Genomic DNA, 15,244 nt, shown 5'->3' on the forward strand with positions numbered 1-15,244 from the left:
CCCCATCACTCGTCGCCGAACGCCAGTTGCACGAGGTCGTCCACGCCCAGCTCGGCGATCGACGGTTCCTCGGTCGTGCCGGACGCCAGAACGTGCCGCAGCCGGTCGTCGTCGTGCCCGTTCCCGTGCCCGTTCCAGTTGTGCGCGTTCCCGTTGTGCCCGTTGCTTTCCGGGACCAGCCGCGCGCTGAGATAACGGGCGACGGCCACCGGGTTCGGATAGTCGAAGACCAGCGTGGCGGGCAGTTTCAGCCCGGTCGCCTCGCGCAGCCGGTTGCGCAGTTCCACCGACGTCAGCGAGTCGAAGCCGGTGTCCTTGAACGCCGTGTCCGGGCGGACCGCCTCCGGCCCGTCGTAGCCGAGCACGACCGCGACCTGTCCGCGCACCAGGTCGACGAGCCGCGCCTCCCGGTCGGCCGGGGCGAGCCCGGCCAGCCCGCGGTCCACTGTGGACGACGTCCGCGCCTGGGTCCGGCTCGGCCGGACCAGGCCGCGGAACAGGACCGGGACCGTGCTCGCCCGCATCGCGGCGAGGTCGAGCTTGATCGGCACGAGCAGCGGCTCGGCCATCCGCAGCCCGAGGTCGAACAACGCCAGGCCCTCGGCCCGGGTCAGCTCCAGGACGCCGTTGCGGCTGGCCCGGGCGTGGTCGACGTCGCTGAGGTGGGCGGCCATGCCGCTGCTGCGCTCCCACAGGCCCCACGCCAGGGACAGGCCCGGCAGGCCCGCGGCCCGGCGGCGGGCCATCGCCGCGTCCAGGAAGGCGTTGGCCGCCGCGTACGGGCCCTGGCCGCCGCCACCCATGACACCCGCGACGGACGAGAAGACGACGAACGCGCCGAGGTGCCGGTCGCGGGTGAGCTCGTCGAGGTGACTCGCGGCCGTGACTTTGGCCGCGTACACGGTGGCGAGCTGGTCGGCGGTCAGTGCCTCGATGACGCCGTCCTCGAAGACACCGGCGGTGTGCACCACCCCGGTGAGCTCCGGCAGGTCCGCGAGCAGGGCGGCGACCTGGTCGCGGTCGGCGACGTCACAGGCCACGAAGGACACGTCCGCGCCTTCGCCGCCGAGCTCGGTGATCAGGTCCTGCGCGCCTTCGGCGGCCGGGCCCTGCCGGCTCGCGAGCACCAGCTTCCGCACGCCGTGCCGGGTCGCCAGGTGCCGGGCGACCAGCGCGCCGAGCGAGCCGCCGCCCGAGATCAGGACCGTGCCGTCCGGGTCGAACGCGGCCGGGGTGTCCGCGATCCGGGTGGCGCGGGCCAGCCGGGGCGCGAAGAACGCCGGGCCGCGCACCGCGAGCTGCGGTTCGCCGGCGGCCAGTGCCGCACCGAGCGGGAGTTCGCCGTCGGTGTCCAGCAGGACGATCCGGTCCGGGTGCTCGGCCTGCGCCGAGCGGACCAGGCCCCAGACCGCGGCCGCGGCCGGGTCGGTCAGCGTGTGGTCGCCGCCGGCGGGCACGGCCCCGCGGGTCGTCACGACCAGCCGGGAGTCTTCGAACGCGGACGCGGCCAGCCACGCCTGCACCACTTCGAGGGCCCGGGTGCTGACGACCAGGGCCGTGGCTCCCCCGGTGGCTTCCCAGACCACCACCGGTGGCGCGTCCGCCTTCTCCGCCAGGGCCGTGACGTCGGCCGCGGTGTCCACCTGGACCCACGGCAGCCCGTCCGCGCGAGGCGCGGCGGGCAGTTCGGTCCAGTCGACGCGGAACATCGCGTCGTGGCCCGCGTCGGCCGCGGCGCCCAGCTGCCCGGCCGAAACCGGCCGGGACACCAGCGACTCCATCGTCAGGACCAGGCCGCCGGTCTCGTCGGCGGCCGCGACCGACAGCGCGTCCGGGCCGCTCGGGGAGAGCCGGACCCGCAGGGCCGAAGCGCCCGCAGCGTGCAGGACCAGGCCGTTCCAGGCGAACGCGAGCACCGGCTCACCGGGCTCACCGCCGACGGTCGCCGCCTGCAGGGCCGCGTCGAGCAACGCCGGATGGACGCCGAAGCGGCCCGCGTCCTTGCGCAGGTCCTCGGGCAGGGCGACCTCGGCGAAGACGTCGCCGTCCCGCCGCCACACCGCCCGCAGCCCTTGGAACGCGGGTCCGTACCCGTACCCGCGCTCGGCGAGATCGGTGTAGAAGGTCCCGACGTCGACGCGCTCGGCGTCCGCGGGCGGCCACGCGTGGAAGTCGACGCCGGGATCCTGGGCGGGGGCCGACGACAGCACACCGGTGGCGTGCCGCGTCCAGCTTCCGGTGCCGCCGTCGCGCCGGGAGTAGAGGTCGAGTGTGCGCGAGCCGGTCTCGTCCGGGCCGCTCAGCGCGACCTGGACGCGGACCGCCCCCTCGGCCGGCACGACCAGCGGCGCCTCGATGACCAGCTCGTCGAGGGTGGTGCATCCGGCCTCGTCACCGGCCCGCACGGCCAGTTCGGCGAGCGCCGAGCCGGGCAGGATCACCACGCCGCCGACCGCGTGGTCGGCCAGCCACGGGTGCGTCCGCACCGACAGCCGCGAGGTGAACACCAGCCCGTCGGACCGGGGCAGCTCGACGACGGCGCCCAGCAGCGGGTGGTCGGCCGCCGCCTGGCCCAGCGAGGCCGCGTCGGTGGCGGACTCGGCGGGCCGGAGCCAGTAGTGCCGGTGGTCGAAGGCGTACTTGGGCAGATCGACGCGGCCGCTCGTCCGCGGCAGAACCGCGGTCCAGTCGAGCGGGACACCCCGCACGAACAGCTCGGCCATCGACGTCAGCAGGCGGCGGAGACCGCCGTCCGCGCGCCGCAGCGAGCCGGTCACCACCGCGTCGTCGCTGAGTTCGCTGATCGGCTGGACCAGCACCGGGTGCGCGCTGACCTCGACGAACACCCCGTGCCCCTGCTCGCGCAGCGCGGCCACGGCCGGGCCGAACCGGACCTGGTTGCGCAGGTTCCGGTACCAGTAACCGCCGTCGACGACCCCGGCGCCGGTGATCCAGCCGCCGGTGAGCGTGGAGAAGAACGGCACCTTCGGGGCCTGCGCCTCGATTCCGGCCAGTGCCTCGGCGAGCAGGTCCTCGATGGCTTCGACCTGGTCGGTGTGCGAGCCGTAGTCCACGGCCACCCGCCGGACGCGGACTTCCCGACCGGACAACGCTTCGACGACCTCGTCGAGGGCCCCAGCTTCTCCCGCGATCACCACGGAGGTGGGGCTGTTGACCGCGGCCACCTGGACCCGGTCGGCCCACGGCGCCAGCCACGCGGTCGCGTCTTCCTCGCTCAGCGCCACGGAAGCCATGCCGCCGCGGCCGGCCAGCCGGGTGGCGATCGCCTGGCTGCGCAGGGCCACGACCTTCGCCGCGTCCGGCAGCGACAACGCCCCGGCCACGCAGGCCGCGGCGATCTCGCCCTGCGAGTGCCCGACGACGGCGTCCGGCCGGACGCCCACGGACTCCCACACCGCGGCGAGGCCGACCATCATCGCGAAGCTCGCGGGCTGCACCACGTCGACGCGGTCCAGCAGATCCGCGTCGCCGCGCAGAACGTCCAGCAGCGACCAGTCGACCCACGGTTCGAGGGCGGCCGCGCATTCGGCGATCCGCGCGGCGAACACCGGGGACGCTTCGAGGAGCTCCCGGCCCATGCCCACCCACTGCGAACCCTGCCCCGGGAAGACCCAGACGAGCTTGCCCGGCGCACCCGCCCGGCCGGTGACCACGGCACCCGCCGTTTCCCCGCGGGCCAGCGCGGCCAAGCCCGTCACGGCTTCCTCGCGGGAGCCCGCGACGACGACCGCGCGCTCGGTCAGCGCGGCGCGGCTCGTCACCAGCGCCCGGGCCACGCCCGCCGCCGGCACGTCTCCATCGAGGAGCGAAGCGAGCCGTCCGGCCTGCCCGGCCAGCGAAGTGGTGCTGCGGGCGGAAACCACGACCGGCACCACCGGCACCTCGGGCGTGGGCACCGGCTCTTCCGCGGGTGCCTCCTCCAGGATCAGGTGCGCGTTCGTGCCGCTGACGCCGAACGCGGACACGCCCGCCCGGCGCGGACGGCCGGTGCGGGGCCACTCGCGCGCCTCCGTCAGCAGCTCGACCGCCCCGGCCGACCAGTCCACCTCAGGTGTCGGCTTGTCGACATGCAGCGTCGGCGGCAACACCTCATGCCGCAGCGCCTGGACCATCTTGATCACGCCCGCCACCCCCGCGGCCGCCTGCGCATGCCCGATGTTCGACTTCAGCGACCCCAGCCACAACGGCCGCTCCCGCTCCTGGCCGTAAGTCGCCAGCAGCGCCTGCGCCTCGATCGGGTCACCCAAGGTCGTCCCGGTCCCGTGCGCCTCGACGACGTCCACATCGGACGGTGCCAGCCCGGCGCTGCCCAGGGCCCGGCGGATCACCCGCTGCTGCGAGGGCCCGTTGGGGGCGGTCAGGCCGTTGGACGCGCCGTCCTGGTTGACCGCGCTGCCGCGCAGCACGGCCAGGATCCGGTGCCCGCGTTCCCGCGCCACCGAAAGCCGTTCGAGCACGATGACGCCGACACCCTCGGCCCAGCCGGTGCCGTCGGCCGCGGCGGCGAACGCCTTGCAGCGCCCGTCGACGGCCAGGCCGCGCTGGCGGGAGAACTCCACGAACGCGCCGGGGTTCGCCATCACCGTCGCGCCGCCGGCCAGGGCCATCGAGCACTCGCCCTGCCGCAGCGACTGCGCGGCGAGGTGCATCGCGACCAGCGACGACGAGCACGCGGAGTCGATCGTCACCGCCGGCCCTTCGAAGCCGAACACGTACGACACGCGGCCGGAAGCCACGCTCGACGACCCACCGGTACCGGCGAAGCCCTCCAGCTCCGGAGTGACGACGCTGTCCCCCGGGGCGACGTAGCCCTGGCCGAACATGCCGGTGAACACGCCGACGTCGTTGCCCGCCAGGGAAAGCGGGTCGACCCCGGCGTCCTCCATGGCCTCCCAGGACGTCTCCAGCAGCAACCGCTGCTGCGGGTCCATGGCGACGGCCTCGCGCGGCGAGATCCCGAAGAAGCCCGCGTCGAAGAGGCCGGCTTCGTGCAGGAACCCGCCGTGCCGCGTGTAGGTCCTACCCGGAACGGCCGGGTCCGGGTCGTACAGGCCGTCGGTGTCCCAGCCGCGGTCGGTGGGGAACTCCGACACCGCGTCCCGGCCTTCGGCCACCAGCCGCCAGAGGTCCTCGGGGCCGGCGACCCCGCCCGGCAGGCGGCACGCCATGCCGACGATGGCGATCGGCTCGTCGAGGTCGGCCTTCGCGGCCGGCGTGGCGACGGGCGTCTCCGCCGCGCCACCGAGCTCCTCGCGCAGGTGGCGGGCGAGGGCCTGGGGAGTCGGGTAGTCGAAGACCAGCGTCGCGGGCAGCTTGAGCCCGGTGGCCGTCCGCATCCGGTTGCGCAGCTCGACCGCGGTCAGCGAGTCGAACCCGGCGTCCTTGAACGCCGTGTCGACGCGGACGGCGCTCGCGTCGGCGTGCCCGAGCACCGCCGCCACCTGCGCCCGGACCAGGTCCAGGAGCCGGGTGAGCTGGTCGGCCGGGGTGAGCCCGGCCAGCTCACCGGCCAGTCCGTTGTCCACAGTGGACGCCGTGCGCGCCTGCGCCCGGCCCGCGCGGACCAGGCCGCGCAGCAGGTGCGGCACGGCCCCGCCCGCGGCGGCGTCCGCACGCACGCCGCGCAGGTCCAGCTTGGCCGGCACCAGCAGCGACTCGGCCGAGCCCAGTGCGGCGTCGAACAGGTCCATACCCTCGGCCTGCGTCATGATCTGCAGGCCGCCGCGGCGGCTCATCCGGGCGCGGGTGGCCTCGTCGGTGTTCGCCGCCATGCCGGTGCTCTGGTCCCACAGGCCCCACGCCAGCGACAGCCCGGGCAGGCCCGCCGCCCGGCGGTTCGCCATGAGGCCGTCCAGGAAGGCGTTCGCCGCGGCGTAGCTGCCGCTGCCCGCGCCCATGAACACGGCTGAGACCGAGGAGTAGACGACGAAGGCGTCGAGATCGCGCTCGCGAGTCAGCTCGTCGAGGTGCCGGACCGCATCGACCTTCGGGGCGAATACCCGGGCCAGCCGCTCGCGATCGAGCGTCCCGATGACGCCCGCGTCGAGGACACCGGCGGTGTGCACCACGGCGGTCGGCCGGTGCTCGTCGAGCAGCGCGGCCACCTGGGCGCGGTCGGAGACGTCACAAGCCACCACGGACACCTCGGTGTCTTGGCCGGCCAGCTCGGCGATCAGGTCCGCCACGCCATCGGCGTCCGGGCCGCGCCGGGACGCCAGCACCAGCTTCCGCACGCCGTGGCGTTCGACCAGCCGCCGGGCCACCAGGCCGCCGAGCGCACCGGCACCCGAGATCAGGACCGTCCCGTCCGGGCGGAACACCGCATTCCCGCTCCGGTCCGCGCGGGCGATGCGGGGCACGAAGTACTTCCCGCCGCGCAGCGCGAGCTGGGGCTCGCCGGAGGCGAGGACCGCGCCGAGCGGCACCTCGCCGTCGGTGTCGAGCAGCACGATCCGGTCGGGGTTCTCCGCCTGGGCGGCCCGCACCAGGCCCCACACGGCGGCGCCGGCGGGATCGGTCACGTCGCGGACGGCGCCGCGGGTCACCACGACCAGCCGGGCTTCTTCGGCCGCGTCGGCGAGCCAGGTCTGCACGGCTGCCAGGACCCGGCCGGTCAGTTCCAGGGGCTCCTCACCGGAGGCCTCGATCACCTCGACGTGCTCCGCCGGTGCCGCACTGTCCGCAATGGACACCTCGGTCCAGTCGACCCGGTACAGCGATCCGGCGCGGGTCCGCCCGGTCGAGAGTTCCCGGGCCACCACCGAATCCGCGGTGAGCACCAGGCCGCCGGTTTCGTCCGCCGCTTGGAGAGCAACACCGGGCTCGCCGGGCACGAGCCGCACCCGCAGGGCGGAAGCACCCGCGGCGTGCAGGACCAGGCCGTGCCACTCCGCAGGCTGCTCCTCGTCCGCGAGGACCGGACGCACGGCCGCGTCCAGCAGCAAGGGGTGGATGCCGAACGCACCGGTGTCCTCCGGCACGGTGACCTCGGCGAAGATCTCCTCGCCGCGCCGCCAGCCGCCGTCGACCTGCTGGGCGCCGGCCGGGGGCCAGGAGGTGAAGTCGAACGGCTCGTGCGCCGGAGCCGTGGCGGACAGGTGTCCGGTGGCGTTCCGGGTCCAGTCCTCGTCCCCTTCGCGCTGCGAATACACCTCGACCGTACGCTCGCCGCTCACCACGACCTGCACCCGCAAGCCACCGCTTTCGGGCAGCTCCAACGGCGTTTCGACGGTCAGGTCGTCGAGGACCGGGCAACCGGCTTCGTCGCCGGCCCGCACGGCCAGCTCGACCAGGGCGGCGCTCGGGACGCCGTCGGCCAGCCACGGGTGCGTCCGCACCGACAGGCGCGAGGTGAAGACCAGGCCGTCGGACTGCGGCAGCGGCAGAACCGCCCCGAGCAGCGGGTGGTCCGCCCCGGCCAGACCGAGCGCGGGCGCGTCGGCCGCGGCGGGCGGGCTGAGCCAGAAGTGCCGGTGGTCGAAGGCGTACGTCGGCAGCTCGACGCGCGCGGGCGGCGCCGTCGTCGTCCAGTCGACCGGGACACCGCGGACGAACAGCTCGGCCATCGAGGTCAGCAGCCGCCGCAGGCCGCCGTCCTGGCGCCGGAGCGTCCCGGTCACGACGGCTTCCGCTTCGGTCCCGTCAGTGTTGTCGATGACGTCGGTGATCGGCTGCACCAGCACCGGGTGGGCGCTGACCTCGACGAACACCCCGTGGCCCTGCTCGATCAGCGCGGCCACGGCCGGGCCGAAGCCGACCTGGTTGCGCAGGTTCCGGTACCAGTAGCCGCCGTCGACGACCCCGGGTTCGGTGATCCACCCGCCGGTGACGGTCGAGTAGAACGGCACCACCGGCGCCTGCGCGTCGATCCCGGTCAGGGTCTCGGCGAGCGTGTCACGGAGGTCTTCGACGTGCCGGGTGTGGGACGCGTAGTCCACGGCCACCCGTCGGCCGCCGAGGGCTTCGACGGCCTCGGTGAGCGCTTCGGCGTCCCCGGCGATGACCACCGAGGCCGGGCCGTTGACGGCGGCGATCTCGACGCGGCCCGCCCACGGCGCGAGCCGGGCGGCCACTTCGTCGTGGCCCAGCTGGACCGACGCCATCCCGCCGCGGCCCGACAGCCGCGCCGCGATCGCCTGGCTGCGCAACGCCACCACCTTCGCGGCGTCCTGAATGGACAGTGCGCCCGCGACGCAGGCCGCGGCGATCTCGCCCTGGGAGTGCCCCAGCACGGCGTCGGGCACGACGCCGACCGAGGCCCACACGGCGGCCAGCCCCACCATCACCGCGAAACACGCGGGCTGCAGCACATCGACCCGATCCAGGTCGCCTTCCCCGCGCAGGACGTCCAGCAGGGACCAGTCGGTCCACGGCTCCAGCGCGGCCGCGCACTCCTCGATCCGCTCGGCGAACACCGGCGAGGACTCCAGGAGCCCCCGGCCCATGCCCGCCCACTGGGTCCCCTGGCCGGGGAACACCCAGACGGTCCTGCCGGGCATCCCAGCGGTGCCGGTCACCAGGTTCGCCGCGCTCTCACCGCGGGCGAGCGCGGTCAGGCCCGCCCGGGCCTCCTCGGCCGAGCCCGCCACGACGACGGCCCGATCGGTCAGCGTCGCGCGGGTCGCCAGCAGCGCACCGGCCACACGGGTCAGCGAGACGTCCCCGTCGAGGAACTCCGCCAGCCGCGCGGCCTGGCCCGCCAGGGATCCGGTGCTGCGCGCCGAAACGACCACGGGCACCACGCCGTCGGGCGCGTCCGCCTCGGCGGTGTTCTCGGCGGGGTCCTCGGCGGGGGCCTCCTCGAGGATGAGGTGCGCGTTGGTGCCGCTGATGCCGAACGACGAGACGCCGGCCCGGCGCGGGTGGCCGTTGCGGGCCCACTCGCGGCCCTCGGTCAGCAGCTCGACCGCGCCCGCGGACCAGTCCACCTGCTTGGTGGGCTCCTGCACGTGCAGGGTCGGCGGCAGCGTGTCGTGCCGCAGCGCCTGGACCATCTTGATGACGGCGGCGACGCCCGCGGCGGCCTGGGTGTGGCCGATGTTCGACTTCAGCGACCCGAGCCACAACGGCGTCTCGCGGTGCTTGCCGTAGGTGGCCAGCAGGGCCTGGGCCTCGATCGGGTCGCCCAGTGCGGTGCCGGTGCCGTGCGCCTCGACGACGTCCACTTCGGACGGTTGCAGGCCGGCCGTGGCCAGTGCGCTGCGGATCACCCGCTGCTGCGACGGCCCGTTCGGCGCGGTCAGGCCGTTGGACGCGCCGTCCTGGTTGACCGCGCTGCCGCGCAGGATCGCCAGTACGCGGTGACCGCGTTCCCGGGCCACCGAAAGCCGTTCGAGCACGACGATGCCGACGCCCTCGGAGAGCACGGTGCCGTCGGCGCCGTCCGCGAACGCCTTGACCCGGCCGTCTTCGGCCATGCCGCGCTGCCGCGACATGCCGATGACGCCGATCGGCGAGCCCATCACGGCGACGCCACCGGCCAGGGCCATCGTGCACTCGCCCTGCCGCAGGGCCTGGGCCGCCAGGTGGATCGCGACCAGCGACGACGAACACGCCGTGTCCACCGTGACCGCCGGGCCCTCGAACCCGAAGGTGTAGGAGACGCGGCCCGAGGCGACGCTGCCCGCGGTGGCCGTGGTGACGAACCCTTCGAGGTCCGCGGGCATGTTGCTCAGCGACTCGAGGTAGTCGTGGATGGAGACGCCGGAGAAGACGCCGACGGCGTCGCCGCGGGCCTTCGTCGGGTCGATGCCCGCGCGCTCCAGCGCCTCCCAGGACGCCTCCAGCAGCAGCCGTTGCTGGGGGTCCATGGCCAGCGCCTCACGCGGCGAGATGCCGAAGAAACCCGGGTCGAACAGCGCGGCTTCGTGCAGGAAGCCGCCCTGGCGGATGTACGCCGTGCCCGGGCGCTCCGGGTCGGAGTCGAACAGGCCGTCCAGGTCCCAGCCGCGGTCTTCGGGGAAGGCCGACATGCCGTCGCGGCCGTCGGCGACCATCCGCCAGAGGTCGTCGGGGCTCAGGACGCCGCCCGGCAGGCGGCAGGCCATGCCGACGATGGCGATCGGCTCGCCCGCGTCCGCGGTGGTCGTCACCGGCGTGGCCGGGGCGCCCGCGACCGACTCGCCCAGCTCCTCGCGCAGGTGCCGGGCCAGCGCCACCGGCGTCGGGTAGTCGAAGACGAGCGTGGCGGGCAGCTTGACGCTCGTCGCCGCGCTGAGCCGGTTCCGCAGCTCGACCGCGGTCAGCGAATCGAACCCGAGGTCGCTGAACCCCTTGGTGCCCTGGGCCAGTTCGGGGGCGGCGAAGCCGAGCACCGCGGCCGCCTCGGCCTGGACGATGCCCAGCAGCACGGCTTCCTGCTCCTCGGCGGGCCGCCCGGCGAGCTTGGCGACCAGGCCGCCACCGCCGCTCGCGGCGGCCGTCCGCGCGACGCGGCGGCTCGCCCGGACCAGGCCGCGCAGCAGGTGCGGGACCTCCCCACCATTGCGCAGGGTCTTCAGGTCGAGCTTGATCGGCACCAGCAGCGCCTGCTCGGCCCGCAGGCCGATGTCGAAGATGTCCAGGGCTTCGGCGGGGGTCATGGCCAGCACGCCGCCGCGGCTCATCCGGGCCTGGTCGGTCGCGCTGAGGTGGGCGGTCAGGCCGTCGGCCTGCTCCCACAGCCCCCACGCCAGCGACACGCCGGGCAGGCCCGCCGCGCGGCGCCCGGTCATCAGGCCGTCGAGGAAGGCGTTGGCCGCCGCGTAGTTGCCCTGGCCGGCCGAGCCCATGAGCGCGGCCGCGGAGGAGAACACGACGAAGGCGTCGAGGTCGCTGGCGCGGGTCAGCTCGTCCAGGTGGCGAACCGCGTCGACCTTGGGGGCGAACACCCCGGCCAGCCGCTCCCGGTCGAGGGCCGCGATGACGCCGTCGTCGAGCAGGCCCGCCAGGTGCACGACGCCGGTCGGGCGGTGCTCGGCCAGCAGCGCGGCCACCTGGTCGCGGTCGGCGACGTCGCACGCGACCACGGCCACTTCCGCGCCCTGCCCGGTCAGCTCCGCGAGCAGGTCTTCCGCGGCCACGCCCCGGCGACCGGCCAGCACCAGGTGCCGGACGCCGTGCCGGGCGACCAAGTGCTTGGCCACGAGCGCGCCCAGCGAGCCGGTGCCGCCGGTGAGCAGCACCGTCCCTTCCGGACGGAACACCGCGGGCGCCTCCGGTGCTTCGCCGGCGGCACGGGCCAGCCGCGGGACGGAGAACGCGCCGCCGCGCACCGCGAGCTGCGGCTCACCGGTGGCCAGCACCGCACCGAGCGGCACCTCGCCGTCGGTGTCGACGAGGACGATCCGGCCGGGGTTCTCCGCCTGGGCGGCCCGCACCAGGCCCCACACGGCGGCACCGGCGGGGTCGGTGACCTCGCGAACCGCGCCGCGGGTCACCACGACCAGCCGGGCGTCGTCGGGCGCGTCGGCGAGCCAGGTCTGCACGGCTTCCAGCACCCGGCTGGTCAGGTCCAGGGGCTCGCCGCCGACGGCTTCGAGCACCTCGGCGTGGTCCGTGGCCACGCTTTCCGCCGCGGGTACGTCGATCCAGTCGAGCTGGAACAGCGTGTCGCGCTCTTCGCCCGCCGCCGTCTCCAGCTGCGCGGCCGACACCTCGCGGGACACCAGCGAATCCATGGTGACGACCAGGCCACCGGTCTCGTCGGCGGCCTGGAACGTCAGCGCGTCCGGCCCGCCCGGCGCGACCCGCACCCGCAGGGCCGACGCACCGACGGCGTGCAGGACCAAGCCGTTCCACGCGAACGGCAGGACGCTGCGGTCGTCATCCGGGTTGGCGAAGGCGTTCGTGTGCAGGGCGGCGTCGAGGAGCGCGGGGTGGAGGCCGAACTTGCCGGCGTCCTCGCGGTGGTCGCCGGGCAGCGCGACCTCGGCGAAGACCTCGTCACCGCGGCGCCAGACCGCCCGCATGCCCTGGAACGCGCCGCTGTAGGCGTACCCGCGCTCGACGAGGTCGGAGTAGAAGTTTTCGACGTCGATCGGCTCCGCCCCGGCGGGCGGCCAGGCGGCGAAGTCGAAGCGGTCCGGTTCCCGGGACGTCGAGGCCCCGAGCAGACCGGTGGCGTGCCGCGTCCACTCGTCCCCGTCTTCCCGCACGGAGAAGACGTCGACCGCGCGCGAACCGGTCTCGTTCGGCCCGCTCACCGCGACCTGCACGCGGACCCCGCCGCGCTCGGCCAGCACCAGCGGTGCCTCGATGACGAGTTCTTCCAGGACCCCGAAGCCGAGCTCGTCGCCGGCGCGCAGCGCGAGGTCGACGTACACCGTGCCGGGGATCAGCACGACCCCGCCGATCGCGTGCCCGGCGAGCCACGGGTGCGACTGCAGCGACAGCCGGGAGGTGAAGACCAGCCCGTCGGACTGCGGCAGCGGCACGACCGCGCCCAGCAGCGGGTGGTCGGCGCCGGCCAGGCCGAGCGACCCGGCGTCGGTCGCCGAATCGCCCATCCGCAGCCAGTAGTGCTGGTGGTCGAAGGCGTACGTCGGCAGGTCGGCGCGGCGGAACGGCGGCAGGACGCCGGCCCAGTCCACGGTCACGCCCCGGACGAAGAGCTCGGCCGCCGAGGCCAGCAGGCGCCGGAGGCCGCCGTCCTCGCGCCGCAGCGTGCCCGTGACGACGGCTTCGGCGTCGTCGGCGAGTTCGCTGATCGGCTGGACCAGCACGGGGTGCGCGCTGACTTCGACGAACACGCGGTGGCCCTGCTGGATCAGCTCGGCCACCGCCGGGCCGAACCGCACCTGGCGGCGGAGGTTCCGGTACCAGTAGCCGCCGTCGAGCACGCCGGCGTCTTCGACCCAGCTGCCGGTCACGGTCGAATAGAAGGGCACTTCCGGCGCCTGCGCGCGGATTCCGCCCAGCATCTCGGCCAGTGCGTCGCGCGCGGCTTCGACGTGCCGGGTGTGGGAGGCGTAGTCCACCGCCACGCGCCGGATCCGGACGCCCTGGTCGTCGAGCGCGTCGAGGGCTTCGTCCAGTGCCTCGGCGTCACCGGCGATCACCACGGACCGGGGCCCGTTGACGGCGGCGACCTCGACGCGGTCCGCCCACGGCTCGATCCGCGCGGTCGCGTCTTCTTCGCTCAGCGCGACCGAGGCCATGCCGCCGCGTCCGGCCAGCTCCGCCGCGATGGCCTGGCTGCGCAGGGCGACCACCTTCGCGGCGTCGTCCAGTGACAAGGCACCGGACACGCACGCGGCCGCGATCTCGCCCTGCGAATGGCCCATCACGGCTTCGGGCTCGACGCCGAGCGAGGCCCACACCGCGGCGAGCCCGACCATCACGGCGAAGCTCGCCGGCTGCACGACGTCGACCCGATCGAGCAGGTCGGCGTCCCCGCGCAGGACGTCGGTCAGCGACCAGTCGACCCACCGGCCGAGCGCGGTCTCGCACTCGGCGATCCGCGCCGCGAACACCGGCGAGGCGTCGAGCAGCTCGCGGCCCATCCCGGCCCACTGCGTCCCCTGGCCGGGGAACACCCACACGACCTTGCCCGGAGCGCCGGAGCCACGGCCGGTGAGCAGGCCGGGCGCGCTTTCGCCGCGGGACAGCGCCCGCAGCCCGGTCACGGCCTCTTCGGTCGAGCCGGCCACGACGACCGCGCGCTCGCTCAGCACCGCGCGGCCGGACACCAGCGTCCCGGCGATGTCGGCGAGGGAGACGTCGGCGACCTCCGCCAGACGACCGGCCTGAGCGGCCAGCGACGCCGCCGTAGCCGCCGAAACGACCAGCGGGACCACGCCCGCGGACGCCGGCCCGTCGGCTACCGCCTCTTCTTCGGGCGCCTCTTCCAGGATCATGTGCGCGTTGGTGCCGCTGGCGCCGAACGAGGAGATGCCGCCGCGGCGCGGGTGGCCGTTGCGCGGCCACTCCCGGGCCTCGGTCAGCAGCTCGATGGCCCCGGCCGACCAGTCGACCTGCGGCGTGGGCGCGTCCACGTGCAGGGTCGCCGGCAGCTTCCCGTGCCGCAGGGACTGCACCAGCTTGATCACGCCGGCCACGCCGGACGCGCCCTGCGTGTGCCCGACGATCGACTTCACCGAGCCGAGCAGGAGCGGCTGCTGCGGGTCGCGGCCCTGGCCGTAGGTGGCCAGCAGCGCCTGCACCTCGATCGGGTCGCCCAGGACCGTGCCGGTGCCGTGCCCCTCCACCGTGTCCACATCGGACGGTGACAGCCCGGCGCTCGCCAGTGCCTTGCGGATGACCCGCTGCTGGGCGGGACCGTTCGGCGCGGTGAGGCCGTTGGACGCGCCGTCCTGGTTGACCGCGCTGCCGCGGATGACGGCGAGGACCTGGTGCCCGCGCTCGCGCGCCACCGACAGCCGCTCCAGCAGCACCACGCCGACGCCTTCGGCCCAACCGGAGCCGTCGGCGGCCGCGGCGTAGGACTTGCAGCGCCCGTCGAAGGCCAGCGCCCGCTGCCGCGCGAAGCCGACGAACCCGCCCGGCGTCGCCATGACGGTCGAGCCACCCGCGAGGGCCATCGAGCATTCACCACGGCGAAGTGCCTGGGACGCAAGGTGAATCGCAACGAGGGAGGACGAGCACATGGTGTCGACGGTGACGGCGGGGCCTTCGAGCCCGAGCGTGTAGGCGACCCGGCCGGAGGCGACACCGCCCGCGGTGCCCAGCGCGCGCTCCAGGCTCATGAAGCCCTCGAACCCGCTGAGGTCGGGGGCGTAGTCCTGGTGCACGACCCCGGCGTAGACACCGATGTCGCTGCCCCGCACCGAATGCGGGTCGATACCGGCCCGTTCCAGGGTCTCCCAGGACACCTCCAGCAGCTGCCGCTGCTGGGGGTCCATGGCGAGGGCCTCGCGCGGCGAGATGCCGAAGAAGCCCGCGTCGAACTGGGCGGCGTCGTGCAGGAAGGCGCCCTCCCGCACGTACGTCGTCCCGGGGTGGTCGGGATCCGGGTGGTAGAGGCCTTCGACGTCCCAGCCGCGGTCGGCCGGGAAGCCGGTGTAGACGTCGGCGCCTTCGGACACGACCCGCCAGAAGTCCTCCGGGCCGCGGATCCCACCGGCGTAGCGGCAGGCCATGGAGACGATCGCGATGGGCTCCGCGGCGGCCGCGGCGAGCGCGGCGTTCTCCTGCTGGAGGCGGACGTTCTCCTTCAGCGAGGCGCGCAGTGCGTCAACGATCTGCTCGTTCGGCGCGGACATGTTCTTCCTCCACGATTCGTTCG

At 74.7% G+C, this 15,244-nt stretch carries 1 protein-coding gene; it reads right to left on the minus strand.

All coding sequences use genetic code 11. The annotated features are described in order from the left end of the window. Positions 1 to 5 precede the first annotated feature (5 nt). The gene (locus ACLJOU_RS38670) at positions 6 to 15,221 is read right to left on the minus strand and encodes an SDR family NAD(P)-dependent oxidoreductase (protein WP_410574228.1); all 15,216 of its coding nucleotides are present in this window, start codon (positions 15,219 to 15,221) and stop codon (positions 6 to 8) included. Between the last annotated feature and the right edge of the window lie 23 nt (positions 15,222 to 15,244).

Source organism: Amycolatopsis sp. cmx-4-61, from assembly GCF_046548775.1.
GTDB lineage: Bacteria > Actinomycetota > Actinomycetes > Mycobacteriales > Pseudonocardiaceae > Amycolatopsis.